General features: G+C 36.1%; 14 protein-coding genes. 2 read left to right on the forward strand and 12 right to left on the reverse strand.

The features are described from left to right. Positions 1 to 5: 5 nt before the first annotated feature. The 6 genes from CVD27_RS01670 to CVD27_RS01690 all read right to left on the reverse strand — a co-directional run bounded on the left by CVD27_RS01670 (position 6) and on the right by CVD27_RS01690 (position 5,614). A complete protein-coding gene (locus CVD27_RS01670) occupies positions 6 to 893 on the reverse strand; it encodes a four-carbon acid sugar kinase family protein (RefSeq protein ID WP_257984230.1) in 888 nt (295 codons plus the stop codon). Next, the gene (locus CVD27_RS28565; protein WP_257984233.1) at positions 844 to 1,014 is read right to left on the reverse strand and encodes a hypothetical protein; all 171 of its coding nucleotides are present in this window, start codon (positions 1,012 to 1,014) and stop codon (positions 844 to 846) included. Before CVD27_RS28565 ends, CVD27_RS01670 begins: the two co-directional genes overlap by 50 nt. Further along, entirely contained in the window at positions 1,014 to 1,850 is an 837-nt protein-coding gene (locus tag CVD27_RS01675) for a carbohydrate ABC transporter permease (protein ID WP_101646163.1), read from the reverse strand. Before CVD27_RS01675 ends, CVD27_RS28565 begins: the two co-directional genes overlap by 1 nt. A gap of 7 nt (positions 1,851 to 1,857) precedes the next feature. Beyond that, on the reverse strand, positions 1,858 to 2,805 hold the full coding sequence (locus tag CVD27_RS01680; RefSeq protein ID WP_101646164.1) for a carbohydrate ABC transporter permease: 948 nt from the start codon (positions 2,803 to 2,805) through the stop codon (positions 1,858 to 1,860). 75 nt (positions 2,806 to 2,880) lie between these two features. Continuing rightward, on the reverse strand, positions 2,881 to 4,197 hold the full coding sequence (locus CVD27_RS01685; RefSeq protein WP_101646273.1) for an ABC transporter substrate-binding protein: 1,317 nt from the start codon (positions 4,195 to 4,197) through the stop codon (positions 2,881 to 2,883). A 571-nt stretch (positions 4,198 to 4,768) separates the two neighbouring features. Further along, complete coding sequence (locus CVD27_RS01690; RefSeq protein WP_101646165.1) at positions 4,769 to 5,614, reverse strand: D-alanyl-D-alanine carboxypeptidase family protein; 846 nt, start codon at positions 5,612 to 5,614, stop codon at positions 4,769 to 4,771. A 176-nt stretch (positions 5,615 to 5,790) separates the two neighbouring features. Between CVD27_RS01690 and CVD27_RS01695 the strand changes: the two genes are divergently transcribed. Then, complete coding sequence (locus tag CVD27_RS01695; protein WP_101646166.1) at positions 5,791 to 6,672, forward strand: VanW family protein; 882 nt, start codon at positions 5,791 to 5,793, stop codon at positions 6,670 to 6,672. Positions 6,673 to 6,757: 85 nt separating this feature from the next. On the opposite strand, the gene CVD27_RS01700 is transcribed toward CVD27_RS01695, so the two are convergent. From CVD27_RS01700 to CVD27_RS01710, 3 genes are all read right to left on the reverse strand, one after another. Next, positions 6,758 to 7,636 carry an alkaline phosphatase family protein gene (locus tag CVD27_RS01700; RefSeq protein ID WP_257984219.1) on the reverse strand — a complete coding sequence of 293 codons (879 nt, stop codon included), beginning with the start codon at positions 7,634 to 7,636 and terminating at the stop codon, positions 6,758 to 6,760. 283 nt (positions 7,637 to 7,919) lie between these two features. Beyond that, a complete protein-coding gene (locus tag CVD27_RS01705; protein WP_257984220.1) occupies positions 7,920 to 9,035 on the reverse strand; it encodes a mechanosensitive ion channel family protein in 1,116 nt (371 codons plus the stop codon). Between the two features lie 183 nt (positions 9,036 to 9,218). Further along, the gene (locus tag CVD27_RS01710) at positions 9,219 to 9,617 is read right to left on the reverse strand and encodes a hypothetical protein (RefSeq protein ID WP_257984221.1); all 399 of its coding nucleotides are present in this window, start codon (positions 9,615 to 9,617) and stop codon (positions 9,219 to 9,221) included. Positions 9,618 to 10,014: 397 nt separating this feature from the next. On the opposite strand from CVD27_RS01710, the gene CVD27_RS01715 reads away from it, so the two are divergent. Then, positions 10,015 to 10,266: a ferredoxin gene (locus CVD27_RS01715; protein ID WP_101646167.1), complete on the forward strand. Its 252-nt coding sequence runs from the start codon at positions 10,015 to 10,017 to the stop codon at positions 10,264 to 10,266. 483 nt (positions 10,267 to 10,749) lie between these two features. Here the strand turns inward: CVD27_RS01715 and CVD27_RS01720 are convergent, their stop codons facing one another. The 3 genes from CVD27_RS01720 to CVD27_RS01730 all read right to left on the reverse strand — a co-directional run bounded on the left by CVD27_RS01720 (position 10,750) and on the right by CVD27_RS01730 (position 14,409). Further along, on the reverse strand, positions 10,750 to 11,103 hold the full coding sequence (locus CVD27_RS01720; protein ID WP_101646168.1) for a hypothetical protein: 354 nt from the start codon (positions 11,101 to 11,103) through the stop codon (positions 10,750 to 10,752). Positions 11,104 to 11,294: 191 nt separating this feature from the next. After that, on the reverse strand, positions 11,295 to 12,860 hold the full coding sequence (locus tag CVD27_RS01725) for a glycoside hydrolase family 32 protein (RefSeq protein ID WP_101646169.1): 1,566 nt from the start codon (positions 12,858 to 12,860) through the stop codon (positions 11,295 to 11,297). 73 nt (positions 12,861 to 12,933) lie between these two features. Then, positions 12,934 to 14,409 carry a glycoside hydrolase family 68 protein gene (locus CVD27_RS01730; RefSeq protein WP_101646170.1) on the reverse strand — a complete coding sequence of 492 codons (1,476 nt, stop codon included), beginning with the start codon at positions 14,407 to 14,409 and terminating at the stop codon, positions 12,934 to 12,936. Positions 14,410 to 14,448: the final 39 nt, after the last annotated feature.

The raw sequence follows: 14,448 nt of genomic DNA on the forward strand, positions 1-14,448 counted from the left end.
AGTAATCAACACTTTCTTATCATGTTTAATTTTAATAGATCTTCAAAATAATTCTTACCACCTAATTGCCCTCCCTTTAATGCCAATTCAATTTGATCAGTATGGCGATTATCAGAGTACGTTCTGCACAATGGAGCTCCTGGTGATACTTGGTGAATCATTTCCAATCCATAAATCCCAAGTTCTTTGGTAATAAAACCAGAGGTATCCCCTCCGGCTAACACTAGACGGCCAATCCTACATTTATTCATAATCTCATTGGTAAGTATGCCTAATTGCTTACCAATAAAATGGCCATATTCTCTAGGTTGAATTCCCAAAGCATTTAGGTGTTCCCTTGTAACGCCAATGGAACCATCTCTTGAACCCAACGCGGTATATAATATAACACTTTTCCCACCTATCAGTAACTCAACAACCTCTTCAATAAAGCTTTTTAAATACTGTTGGTTGTTCGTAAATAAATGAATGGGAATTCTTATTCCATGAAATCCATTTGATAAGGCATTAGCAATTTGCTGGTGGGTAATCATTGAACAACTTCCTGAAACTACTAACACATTCTCCCTAATAGTACCACTACGATAAAAGTTTGAAAAATTTAAAGTAGGAATCCCTATATCTCTCCAACAGCTTGCTAGGGCATATTCAACACCTGAAGAACCCACAACAAATTGGGTAGATTTATTGGGTTTTTCCCACAGTAATCTTCCTATTACTCTCATATTTTCATGATTTAATGCATCAAGCAGTAAAATGTCATGACTTTGAATCTTTTTAAAATACTGTTCCTTAACATTTTCACCATCCTGGCTCAATTCATTTATATCCATTAATCCTATATCAGCTTCTAGTTGCTTTCGTAAATGGTTTCGTAAATCCGCCCCATTCATAGGTGTAACAGGATGACTGGACAGGACAGGATGACGGCAACGCCTCCAAAGCATCCGTCAAACCTGTAAAGTCATCTCCGTAAAATGCCAGGAGCAACTGAGTTTCTCCCTTACCTTCCACTATCCTTTTACCCCACCTAATGTAAGACCCGAAATAAAATATCTTTGGAAGAATAAGAAGAGTACTAGAATAGGGATAATGGTTAAGACGGAACCGGAAATAAGCAAGTCATAATTCGTTCCGTATGGTGAAATAAGCCCCGCAAGTCCGATGGGCAACGTAAACATATCATTTGTACGAAGAACAATAAGCGGCCACAAAAAGTTATTCCAACCATGCATTGCCTGCAATATAGCCATTGCACCAAAAGCTGGCTTCATGATTGGTGCCATTATTCTAAAATAGATGCCATATTCATTACAACCATCCATCCTTGCAGCATCTAATAGATCCTTTGGCAAGCCCATTGCATATTGTCTAAAAAAGAAGATGGCATATGGTGTAGCGATAAACGGGAACACAACACCCATATAAGTATTCATTAATTTAAACGCAATCATTTCCTTATAAAGAGGCATCATCATAATTTCGATCGGAATCATTAATACAATTAAAACTAACACAAAAATAGTATTATTTCCTTTGAATTTATAAACACCGAGCGCATATCCCACAATGGAAGAAAAGAAAAGGGACAAGGTAGTGTAAAGAAAAGTGATGAAAATACTATTCTTATACCATAATAAATACTCCTTACCTTGTGTAAAGATTTGAGTATAATTATGTAAACTTAATAGGTCCCTTTGAAGCTTTAAATTTAACCCGAACCGCATTAATTCAGTTGAGGGCTTAAAGGAAGCTAATAAAATAGCAAAAAACGGAAACAAAACCAGCAAACTGATAACTAAAAAAAAGATAAACAGCAAAATACTTATTCCTTTATTTTTCGTTTGCATGATTGATTTAGTCCTCCTTCTTAAAAGCACCCGTATACTTTAATTGAATCAGGTTTACTGTTAGTACAATAATGAGAAGAACAACGCCAATAGCAGCTCCAAACCCCATGTCATTGAATTGAAATCCTTGTCTATAAATGTATCCAACCACTGTTAAGCCTATATTCGATGGAGACTGACCTTGCCACAGTGCATAACTTTCTTCAAACATTCGAAATCCGGCAAAAATACTAATGGTCGTTACATAGACCGTGACAGGCCTTAGCAATGGAACAGTAATTAAAAAGAACTTTTTCATTTTATTTGCCCCATCAATATCAGCTGCTTCATATAATTCCTTAGGTATATTTTGCAGCCCTGATAAGAAATAAAGAATATTGACCCCTAACCAGCGCCATGAAGCAAGCATGACCATCATAAACATTCCTGACCCTTTTTCCATTAGCCATTCATGAGAATTAAAACCTAGTTTAGTTATTATTGAATTGATCAACGCTGTATCAGATTGAGCAAACATCAGTTTAAAAATAACCCCTCCAACAATAACGGAGGTTAAAATTGGCATAAATAAAGCAGATCTGAAAATTTCTTTTCCTGGAAGATGATGTGAGTTTAAGAAGACTGAAAACAATAATGGTATTGGGATTAGAACAACAAGAGTCCAGAGGGTATATACAGCCGAATTTTTTAGCGCTAAAAAGAAATCAGGATTCCATAATCTCTTATAATTTTCTAAACCAATAAAAGTACTTTCCCCTGGAAGGATTTTATAAAAGCTCATATTAATCGTACTTAATAATGGATATAAGAAAAACACTAAAAATAATATGATAAACGGTGAGACCATAACATAAGGAGTTATTTTCTGTGAAAATAACAAATTTTTAATTATATTGTTTTTTGTACGTTGGACTGTTTCTTTATTTTTGATTGAAAGGTTCAATTCAGGTTTCATAATACCCTCCTTTTACTCTTAAAGATCCAAGTTTTATGATTGGGGTTCAATCACATGACTGAACCCCAATTACATTTATTTAGGAAGCTTATCAGCAGCATCCTTTAACGCTTCTGCAGGTTTCATCGTTTTATTTCTAAGAACCGCGTCTAAAGTTCCTGTTTGGAGAACAGACCTGGCTTGTGGCGATTGTTCCGTAAGATGAATTGGCGCTATTTCTTTAAGTAATGGTTTTACAGTATCAAAAATATCATTTCCAAAATACTCCGTAAATTTATTAGGTTCTCTTAATTCTGGTGAATCCCATACATCTGTTCTAGCAGGATCGAAGCCAAGCAGTTTCCAGATTTGGATATTAGCCTCTTTAGTTGTTTTTGCAAAGGCCAAGAATTCTTTTGCTAATTCAATATGCTTTGATTGTTTCGTAACGACTGTTCCTGTACCGCCCATACCTGCAGATCGATTACCGCCAGGTGTAAATTCAGGCAATGGTCTTACAGCAATTTTTCCTTTTAAATCCGGCATATAGGATACAAATCTACTCATGTACCAGAATGGCATCAACACAGAGGCAGCCCCGCCCTGATTCATAAATCCATAATATTCCTCACCATTGTGAACTCCACCAGGAGTAAGTTTAGCAATTTTTTCTTTATAAATGAGATCATACATAAACTGCAGTGTTTTTACATTTGTTTCATTATCGAGAGTCACTTTTCCATTTTTATCAAAGAAATCAGAGTTTTGTTGAGAGATTAATGGCCAGAATGTCCATGGGCCACCTGTTTCGATAGTAGTCATTGGCTTTTTCGTTTTGGCTACAACTTGCTTTCCTGCGGCAATGTAATCATCCCAAGTCTTGATATTATCAATATTTACGCCAGCCTTATCCATAATCTCTTTGTTGTAGTACATTACTGTTGCTCCTACGTGAGTAGGTATCCCGTAATACTTACCATCCTTACTATAGATATCTAATCTAGCTTGAACGTAATCATTCTTAACCTTATTTACAATATCTGATAAGTCAACAAGCTGAGGTTCTCCCTTTAAGAAATTGGGGAATTGACTAAATTCAATATCGGAAATATCTGGTGCGCCTACTCCGGATTGAAGCGAGACTAGTAATTTATTGTGCATATCATCATAAGGATAATTCGAAGTTTCCAACTTAATTTGTTTATCAGGATGTTCTTTATTCCACCTTTTTTCGGCATCCTTATATAATTCTAGGTGTAAGGGTACAAAGGTCCAAAGGGTTAATTTAGTAGGACCCCCAGACTTCGCACCGCCTTCGGACTCACTTGTTCCTGAACTAGAACTAGAACAACCTCCAAGAATCAGTGATGCAACTAGCAAACAAGCAATTATTACACTATAAATCTTCTTGATCTTCACTTACTTTCCCCCTTGATTAATGGTTAAATTTATAATCAACTTAAAATATAAGTTAACTATCTTACGAAATAAGCGCTTACAATTTTTATGATAAATCTAAATGAAATATAACTTAGTTCTTTGTAAGATCTAAAAAAACAAATTGTTAATCAGATTACTATTTATATTAAAAGTAAAAAAACACCTAATAAAGTATCTAAGTTAAATACAACTTAGATCTATGTTGGGCTAAAAAATAAACTCTGCATCGGAATCATATATAATATAGTAAAATCTTTGGAGGATTATTTTATTGCAAAATGGGGATTTCCAGCACGCTTTTGAAAAATGCTATCAATAAAAACATATAGTATGCATTATTTATGCTGTTAATAGTAGAGTGTCATAAAAAGAGTTCTAGTGACTATGGATCACAGAAAGTCAGTGGCGTATGTTTGTTATTTATTTTAATAATAAATGGTAAGCATTTTAATTTCAATAACTATTTTGAATTTTCTAAAATTATATCTTAAACGATTTTCCAAAGATAAAAGGCTGCCTCCGCAACCTTTTAATCATTTTAATATTATTGATTAGCCATTGAACGTGTTTTCATTTCTGCAAACGTATAATTCGCCATCGTTTGAATGTCTTTATATTTTGACCTTTTATCCGATTTCATTACAACAGAAATAACTTTATTATTACCGTTTGTTAAATATTCAACAAGCGTATGTTGAGCTGCATCGGTAAACCCTGGTTTTCCGGCTATGACGTGAGGATTGCTTTGATAATTAATTAGGTTTCGAATCGTTCTTTCTTGTCTATTTGTTTTAATTCTGGTGGTTTGAGTAGACATGATTTTCAAAACCTCAGGGTGTTGAATAGCCTCTTTGGTGATAATCGCCATATCATAAGGTGTCGTGTAATGGTTAGGATGATGAAGACCGTTTGGTGTAACAAAGTGAGTGTTTCTAAGGCCCCATTGTTTGACTTTCTGATTCATAAGGCCGGCAAATCTTTCTTCGCTTCCAGCCACATTTTCAGCAATAGCTACAGCTACATCATTTGCACTTAGTAATAATAAAGCTTTCATGGCATCATTTTTTGAAATTAATTCACCTGCTGTAAATCCGAAACAAAGGCATTCTTGATTAGCAGCATTTCGACTAACGATTAACATTTCCCCATCTTTCATCCTTTCATCCAAAATAGTAGCCGTTAAGACTTTCGTCATACTCGCAGGATAGGCTTTTGAATAGGCATTTTTGTTATAAAGGACCTCTCCTGACACGGCATCAATAGTCACTCCTAACTCTCCCACAATTGGCGGGACATTTGCCTCTGCGGTACTCACTTCTTTTGCTGACATTCCATTCATAATCAAAAAAGATAAAAAAGTTGTTATTACGAACTTCTTGATGTTTGTCATAATGAACCTCCAATATAATAACCTCAATTATTCGTATTATTTTGTTCCATTTTTGCTAAAATTACTTTTATTTTGCAGCGAAATATTCCCCCTTTATTCGTTTCATACATGGGGTGAATTACATGAAATGGTGAATTTCACTGCATACTACTAAGAACAAGGAGGTTTCGGTGAATATGAATTCTACTTGGTTAATTGGACTATTAATTATGTATCAGCAAGTGAATATGCCAGAAGATTTAGTAATCACAAATAACGGGCATCCTATCTCAGCAGTAAATCGAACTGAATTCTCAACGAATTTATCTGAATTACCGTTTATAAATACAAAAAAGTTAAACAAGTTTATGGAGGAAATTGATCAAAAGGTTTCTTCCCAACCAAAAAATGCCTTGATTGATCAAAAGGGAAATATTATACCCGAACAAGTAGGTTACCGTCTAAACCGACCAATGTTCACTGATAAGTTTTTTTCCTATTATTTTAAAAAGCGTTCCTCAAAATTGGAGGTCCCTTTACAAATCATTTATCCGAGAGTAGATAGTGAATTACTTGGTACAATTCGAAGCGAAAAAATTGGGACATATGTAACGACCTTCAATTCCCATAATAAAGAAAGAAATCATAATATTTATCTGGCTGCAAAAGCGATTAATAACTATGTAATGTTTCCAGGTGAGGTTTTTTCATTTAATAAGGTTGTGGGAAAAAGAACCGCTGAGAAGGGGTATTTGCCTGCTACGGTGATTGTTAAAGGGGAACTTTCAGAAGACTTTGGCGGCGGCATTTGCCAAGTATCATCTACCCTTTTTAATGCCGTTGATAATGCGGGTATAAAAGTAATTCATCGATACTCACACAGTAGAGAGGTATCTTACGTTCCACCAAGGCGGGATGCCACGGTCAGCTGGAATGGACCTGATTTGATTTTCAAGAATGAATACAATCAACCAATACTCATTCAAGCAAAAATGTTACGGACCAAATTAAAGGTTGAGATCTATTCATCTGATGTAATCACTTATACCCCGAAAAAAGTTCCATATCTTCGTTATTAATAAGATAGTAAACGAAACTCATTATGGATTAACATAATGAAGGGTCGTTCCTTAATTAGAACGGCCCTCCATTGAGACAATAAATTCACTTCCATATACCCGTAATAGGTTGGCTAGTTTTAGCCTTACCTGCATGTGACAAACCGTAAATATCTTCTATAGTTCTTAATAAGTTAAAATGATTCACATTTGTGTTATATTGACCTGTTTTTACCATGGGTCCCACAAAGAAGGTTGGTATGATGTTTTGATCTGAACCTTCATCCTCATCCCATGTAACAACCAACAGACTATTATGTGTTTTTGCCCATCGTACATAGGGATCCATATGCGCTTTTAACCATTGATCAGCTTCCTTGATCGTCCCATCATGCATATCATGATCAAGTGTCGGAATAACAAATGAAACTGTGGGTAATTTAGAGAAATCTTTTGGGAAATTTCCCAATGGTTGATTACTATCTCTCGGAACATTCGTAAAGTTAGTCCAAGGATTGTGCTTTCGTGCATATCCGTTTCCAGCAGACTCCTTATCATAACCAACGGAAGGCAGACCTTCCGAATACCCTTTAAATGTGTAGTTCTTTTCAATCAATTCACTAGCCAAGTTATCAGTAGAGAATTTTGATCTCGGCATTTTATCATCCGTTACTCCCTGATTGGATCCTGAAAACAAAGCTAAATAGTTTGGCTGACTCGGATGTTCGATTGCATGATAATTGGTAAAATTTGCTCCCTGCTTCATTAATGAATTCATGTAAGGTGCGGATGCATTACCAGCAATCTGGCTTTTAGAGTGATTTTCCTCCACCACAATTAAAACATGGTCAATCTTTGGTAGGATTGATTTTTCTATCTCCTTTTGAGCCATCTTTGGTTTAGAAGGCCGGCTCTTTGGTTCATTTGGCGTACAAGCATTTAATACGATCATCATGCCTGCAAGTAAAAGAAAGTATTTCTTCACTTCTTCTTCCCCTTTAGTTTTTACAAAAAGAATACCACTATTAAATCTGGAATACGAGTGAAAAATCTTTTATCATATGGTTATATTCCCTTACTAAAAGCAAGTGCAGATTGACTGTAATTAAAAAAACACCACATACACATCCTCTACTTATCAGGTGACAAGTGTGGGAGTTTATGTGGTTGTAACAATATTAGATTGTACTTCTTTCTGTGGCTTATACCCTTCACTACTTACCTTGGGATATTTTTTCAAAAAAAAGAGGACTGCCGAAGCAGCCCAATCAATCAAAAGAACCTATGGTTTCAAATAATTCATTTGTTTGTGGAGAAACATAAATGGTTCGGCTAGGGAAAGCCACTTCTACTCCCTCTTCCTCTAAAATCCCCATAATTTCTAAATTGATTTCATGTTTAATTTTCACATGTTCTGCCCAAACCGTTGAATTTGTGAAAAAGTAGACTAGGATATCGAGACTACTCTCATTATAATGATCAAAAGCTACCATAATCGTATCCGGATGGATTTCTTCATGTGTCCTCAATAACTGTTCAATCCGGTGAACGACTCTGGTTATTTCTTCTTTGTTCGTTTTATAGTTAAGTCCTAAGTGAAAATCAATCTTTCTTTTCCCCATCCGACTCCAGTTCGTAATCGCTTCATTTGCAAGTGTAGCATTCGGAACAGTAACTAGAGCTTGACTAAACGTGCGGACTTTCGTACTTCTAAAGTTTATATCTTCTACGACACCCTCCACACTCGGAGTCAAGATCCAATCTCCAATGGAAAAGGGTTTTTCGGTTACAATGACAACCCCGCCAATTAAATTTCCTACGGCTTCTTTTGCAGCTAAAGCAATGGCAAGTCCACCTATCCCAAGACCTGCCACCAATCCATTTACATCATAATTAAATTCCTGTCCGATGATACTAATACTGATGGCGATCATGATAACACGGATGATTCTAGAAATAAACGGAATAAGGATTAAATCTATTTTATTATTGAATTTTTGATTAAAACTGATTAATAGCCCCGAGGTTGGAGAGGTCAAATTAAACAAACCCCATGTAATTAATACAATGACCATGGAACGCAAAAATTTTAAAAATAACGCATTTTGCTGTTCCATAAAAGGAAAATAATCCATGGCAATGTATAAGCCAAAAATGATAAAGAACCATCCTAAAGGTCGTTCAAAACTTAAACATATTTGTTCAAAAAAATCAGTTGGTGTTTTTCTGGATAATTTTAAAATCAACTGAAACACATACTTGGTAAATAGGTTTCTAAAAACAATAAACAATAGCAAAATCCCAATAGAAATCCCTAAATTTTTTAGCATGTCATAATCAATGTCTGCCATTGAAAATCCTAATACAAATGAATCTAAAGACATTTTTTAAAACCCTTCCCTCTTTCACGATACTTTTTGTAAAAATCAAGTTTTCAAACCATTACATCGAATTATCATAACTTTTTTAATTAAAGATTTAAATACACCAAAAGTCTCAGATTATAAAAAAAGAGTAGCCGCAGCCCCGCCTTTTTCTACACTAGTACTTGTATGTTTTTTTAAATATTACGATGTTTTTGGCTGATCACCTGATGATTTTCGTTTATTCCTTAAGATTCGCTTTTCTATATAATAGGCAGGAATAATGATGGCTGCCCAAATCGCAAAATAGTTAAGAGCCACGAGGAATGCGTTGCTGCTACCGCCATGTCCTCCTTTTCCCTCTCTTCCATCATGATCAAATTTTCTTTCATTAAAATCATGGTTAGTCGGTTGAGCCGTTGCCCCATTATTGAAAGATGGTTGTATTTGTTCCTTTTTGATATTACCCTCGGTAGGTGTGGAAGTGGTGGCAAACCATTGAATTCCACCTCCCAATATAGCCAGTGATAGGACGACGGATGCGAGAACGCCTTTTCTTAGTTTGCCTTCTTTCGTTTTGAACGCTTTTTTGCAAATACTCATGATCCATTGCCAATGCACGCCAATATGAAGACCAACTAACGCAAGGGTGGCTTTAGCAGATAAATCGTGGATGCCGCGAATGGAGTGCCCTCCCTGAACCGCAAGACTTGGTAATACGATTCGGGAGTTAGCAGCACAAAAGTAATGCCCATCATTAAATCGAGTACAATTTTTGTGTAATTCTTTTTCAATTCAATTCCTCCAAGTCCAAATATTAACCTTAACTGAACTTTTTTTAGAAGGAAAACCTTAAGATTACCTTAAGAGTTGATCATCGTTTCATTTATGGTTATCGTTTCTATCCCTAACTAGTCCTCCCAATATTTTTTTAAGAAAAAATTAAGAAATGATTTTTAAGATAAAAACCGTTCCATTAAAAAATTTGGAGGGTTTAATGATGTTAAAATATACAATGGTTGATAGAGAAACGTGCATTGCTTGCGGGGCTTGTTTTGCGGCGGCTCCAGAGGTTTTTGATTATGATGACGATGGGATTTCATTTGTTTTTTTAGATAAAAATCAAGGGAATGGGGAAATACCTGAAGGATTGCAGGACGATGTTCTAGATGCTTATGATGGGTGCCCATCAGGATCAATTAAAATAGCAAATGAACCTTTTAATGGGGATCCATCCAAATTTGAAAAATAATGTTCATTGCACTCTTAAATAAACCATCCCCTCAGTAAATAACGGGTTTACTTGTGAGGTACAACACGGTAAATCGCAGAGGAAATCACATAAAATTCACAGTATCTTTCACAATCAATAAAGGCTTAGAAATGCAAATATCACTAAGCCTTTTTTCACGAAAGCACCCGTAAGTTGTATAAGTTCATTAGATCCTAAAGCGAGTTTGGTAAATTAGCAGAGAATTTTCTCTTAATTAGGAAATAGCACTGAAAATAGGTTAAATAGATGGAAAGATTCCGACTATTGACTCGAAAAATGTGAAAATGGTTAATTTTGCTTTGCTTAATCGGAAAACCTCCGCTTATATACCCGAATCGAGCTCTACTCTGCAGTCTAACCGAAAAGTCTCCGTTTATTTTAAATATCACTGGTTACTCAATGTTTGCACCTCTAAAGTAAATCCGTTACTCAGTAAAGGGAATGGTTTATTTTTTTTAAAAGTCATTCTTCATGATTGCTAACTGGAGGCTCTTTACTAGCTTCCGGAGCCATTTCTTCTTCTGTTTTCTTACTATCAGCATCCGCTGCTTCAAATTCGTGAAGTTCAAATAATTGAACAAATTCGTTGATGACCATTTCCATGGCTTTTAGCTCACCTAGTAAAATGGGTTGAATGGATTGAAACTCTGGTGCCTCTAATTGCTGCTTTATTGTGGAGCGTTTAAGATTCATCATTTCTAAAAAAGCAAGGGCTCTACCTCTTCGAAACGTTTTAGCTCCACGATGGTGATGATCATGATCTTTTCGTTTATGGCGATCCCCTCTATGATGGCCCTTAAATTCTTCGTTTTTCATTTTATAAGTCTCCTTTCGACGTATACAAACGTATACGACATTTATATTCATAATGTATACGTTTGTATACATAAAGTCAATGGTTATTATAAAAATAAAGGATTAATTTTTAATTTCATTATTCAACAATTTTAGACTTTCGTTCTCCACTATAAAAAGAGCCCATGTAATGATAGGCTCCAAGTTTTAAGCTATTGCAGCTTCAAATGTTTAACTGTAAAATTTTTGAATACCGCTGTCCCTCCTTCTGAGAAGAGGGTGATACCCCCATCAGTTGTCCTAGGGAAAATTAAATTGGAATGAACAACCTTTCCGTCATCGACAAAAACTTCAATACTTGATTGGTCCACAAGAATCTTTAAATGAACGTTTTTTTTGCTGACCGCGAAGGGTGCCTGGCTTTCTAAGTACTGGTTGCTTTTATCAGGGTGTCCTGTAAACGCCCGATTGACATAGGAATAGTGTTGCTCTACAAAAATACCGACGTCGACGTGCTTATATTTGTCGGCTGATTCTCTAAGCCTGATGCCCACATTTTTGAGTTTAGACCAAGAAATCTCTGTGTCTAGCTGATAGACATCACCTGTGATGTTGAGAGTTTTAGAGCCGTTTACTTTCGTTTGTTTGATATAATCTTTTGAAATTACAAGATTATTCATCGCTTCTATGGGTTTAGAGACTAAAACATATTCGTTGCTCCCTAAATGCTTTAGTGCAATTTCTCGTACAATAGAATCCATCCCGTTAAAACCTTCTTTCATGGTGGGGGTGTTGTTGGCGTAATCCCATTTATTCATCCAGGCGAGAGCATAGCGCCTTTTCAATGGGTCGCTTGCTTTTCCATCTTCAAATGTGACACCTCCGTACCAGTCAAAACCGTAATCTAACCATTTGGGTTCAAATTGATCAGCAGAAAATTCCAATCCATTAAAACTTCCCGTCCAATAGGCATATGTATTTGGTTTTCCAATTGCTTTTCCGTTTGCGCTAACGCCAAGCACCCATTTTAATGTTCCGTCATTTGCCCGCATCATGTAAAAATCAGGGCATTCCAGGGTTCCGATATTTTCCGTAAAGAAACTGCTGAAATAGTGCCAGGTTTTTAAGTTGTGTGACTCATAAAATCCTATTTTTCCGCCTTCTGCTAGGACCATGACCCATTTATGATGGCTGCTGTCCCAGATAATTTTCGGATCTCTAAAATCCTTTGTACCCGGATTGGCCATAATCGGGATATCGCTATAAGAGGTAAACGTCATTCCGTTGTCTTTGCTGTACCAAAGAAATTGTTCCTGTTTTCCGCCATTGGCAGAAGGCTGTGTGACAACCGCAACAATAGCGCCACGACCAAATCCCGCTGTATTTTCCCGGTCGACAACGGCGGACCCTGACCAAGGATCTCCATTTTTGGTGGTATACTTCGGGATGGCAATCCCTTCATCGGTCCAGTGCAATAAATCTTTGGACGTTGCGTGACGCCATTCCGTACCATTTCCATCTGGATAGTCTTTGTTGTAAAGGTAATAGTAATGATACTTCCCCCCAAAAAAGATGGGCTTCTGCGGATCATTTTTCCATTTGTCAGGAACAGAAAAGTGGTACTGAGGCCGGTATCCATGTGTTGGTAAACTGAACCGTTTACTTTTTGGATTTTCTTGATTTATATTTATTGTCTTGTTGTCTTGATAAAAAAGTAGTCCTGTTAAAATCGCTAATATCAAGCTATTAATTAATAAAGCTAGCTTTATTTTGTTCATCAATAATCACCACATGATAGGAAAAAAAGAAAATGCCTACTGAAACAGTGACATTTTCTTTTTTATTGGTTAGTTATTCGTTAATCGTTAATTGTCCTTGTTCAAGGATACTATTTTCTACTACAGATGTTTTAGAACCTTTAATATTAAGCAAAAAGCTTGGCGCAAAGGTAGAATGATGGTCTGGATAGAAGCCTCTATTCGTCATATAACTTGTGATTACCACATTATTACCGTCAGGTTGCGGTATAGCAAAATGAGAGTAAGTAAATGTGAGATCAGCAGGATCAAGATTCATGTTCAAAACAAGTCCTGTTTCATTTAACGGTTTGAATGGACCATTTAAGGAATCGGCTACGAATCCTAGCATATAAACATCTTTGTCGTTAATTCCATCAATCGTCATTTTGGATCCTCTTGAATCCGTGAATAGATACCATTTATTATTCATTTTAAATATATTGGCGCGTTCGATTTCATCTGTTACTGTGTTTGATGCAATTAATGGTTTCATAACACTTTTCACTGTGTAGTCATCGTTCAATTCAACAATGCCTAATGCACCATTCGCTAAAGAAGCAATTTGTTTTTTAGGACTTTGTAGCAGTTTATTTTTTTCATTCTGGAAGAAGACGTCACTTCCGCCATAGTAAGCTTTATTATTGAAAGACTGATCGCCTTGATAACCATCTGTTGTTCCAGTGTTGGCTTCAAAGACAAGATATTTATGGCCCTTATCTTCAACATAGTGAGGGTCTCTTAAAGTATGGTTATCACCTGAAATCCACTTGCCTTCATCGATAAATTGCTGAATATTTTGATAAACTGTACCGTCTCCGCCATCAAAGACAGATTTATGATCAGATACTCCATCGACTTTAAGTGTAGCTGCATCCGGCTGGGATAAGTTGACTTGAGCAGTTGAAATAATTTGGTTACCAGCACCGGTTCCACCATCTTCAGGATTACCTGAGTAATCTGTATAGAATAAACGGACTTGGCCATCTTTGGTTAAAGTAGCAGAACCTGACCACTCCTGTGTTTGATATTTAAGATACGGGTCATTTGGAATAAATTTATCCATATCTTTAAATACTCTTCCAGCATTTTTCCAGCTGTCAATCGATGTATCACCGACTTTTTGATAGAATAAATAAATTGAAGTATCATCACTGTTTTTTGGGTCACCTGCTAAAGCGAAAGCGATATGATATCCATGATAATTTGCCGCAGTACCATCAGCGTTTTGCAGTGGCCAGCTATCCCATACATCTAAATCTATTAAGTTCCCTGACTTATCATACCCTTTTGCCGAATCAATGTTTTTGATTGCTGATGCATTGAATTGAGGCACTTTAAATTGAGAACTGTTTTGTTGTCCTGGAATTTTTAGCATGTCTGCACGTGTAATATGGGCAAAACCATAGTCTTCCTTGTAATCCCCGCTGTTCATTTGCTGTGCAAAAATCTTCGGTCCGCCTGCTCCTACTAATATAGCAGTACTGAAGGTTACGGCAGCTGCTTTTTTAGTCAATCTTTTGAAGTTCATCGTCTTCCTCCTTGGATATGTATGATTTTGATAAGAAAG

It is taken from the genome of Neobacillus cucumis, assembly GCF_002860255.1.
Classification (GTDB): Bacteria; Bacillota; Bacilli; order Bacillales; family Cytobacillaceae; genus Neobacillus; species Neobacillus cucumis_A.

Excerpts from the sequence above, each read along its gene's own strand:
- CVD27_RS01670 (WP_257984230.1), bottom strand. The coding sequence starts at position 893 with ATGAATGGGGCGGATTTACGAAACCATTTACGAAAGCAACTAGAAGCT.
- CVD27_RS01675 (WP_101646163.1), bottom strand. The coding sequence starts at position 1,850 with ATGCAAACGAAAAATAAAGGAATAAGTATTTTGCTGTTTATCTTTTTT.
- CVD27_RS01680 (WP_101646164.1), bottom strand. The coding sequence starts at position 2,805 with ATGAAACCTGAATTGAACCTTTCAATCAAAAATAAAGAAACAGTCCAA.
- CVD27_RS01690 (WP_101646165.1), bottom strand. The coding sequence starts at position 5,614 with ATGACAAACATCAAGAAGTTCGTAATAACAACTTTTTTATCTTTTTTG.
- CVD27_RS01695 (WP_101646166.1), top strand. The coding sequence starts at position 5,791 with ATGAATTCTACTTGGTTAATTGGACTATTAATTATGTATCAGCAAGTG.
- CVD27_RS01705 (WP_257984220.1), bottom strand. The coding sequence starts at position 9,035 with ATGTCTTTAGATTCATTTGTATTAGGATTTTCAATGGCAGACATTGAT.
- CVD27_RS01710 (WP_257984221.1), bottom strand. The coding sequence starts at position 9,617 with ATGAGTATTTGCAAAAAAGCGTTCAAAACGAAAGAAGGCAAACTAAGA.
- CVD27_RS01715 (WP_101646167.1), top strand. The coding sequence starts at position 10,015 with ATGTTAAAATATACAATGGTTGATAGAGAAACGTGCATTGCTTGCGGG.
- CVD27_RS01720 (WP_101646168.1), bottom strand. The coding sequence starts at position 11,103 with ATGAAAAACGAAGAATTTAAGGGCCATCATAGAGGGGATCGCCATAAA.
- CVD27_RS01725 (WP_101646169.1), bottom strand. The coding sequence starts at position 12,860 with ATGAACAAAATAAAGCTAGCTTTATTAATTAATAGCTTGATATTAGCG.
- CVD27_RS01730 (WP_101646170.1), bottom strand. The coding sequence starts at position 14,409 with ATGAACTTCAAAAGATTGACTAAAAAAGCAGCTGCCGTAACCTTCAGT.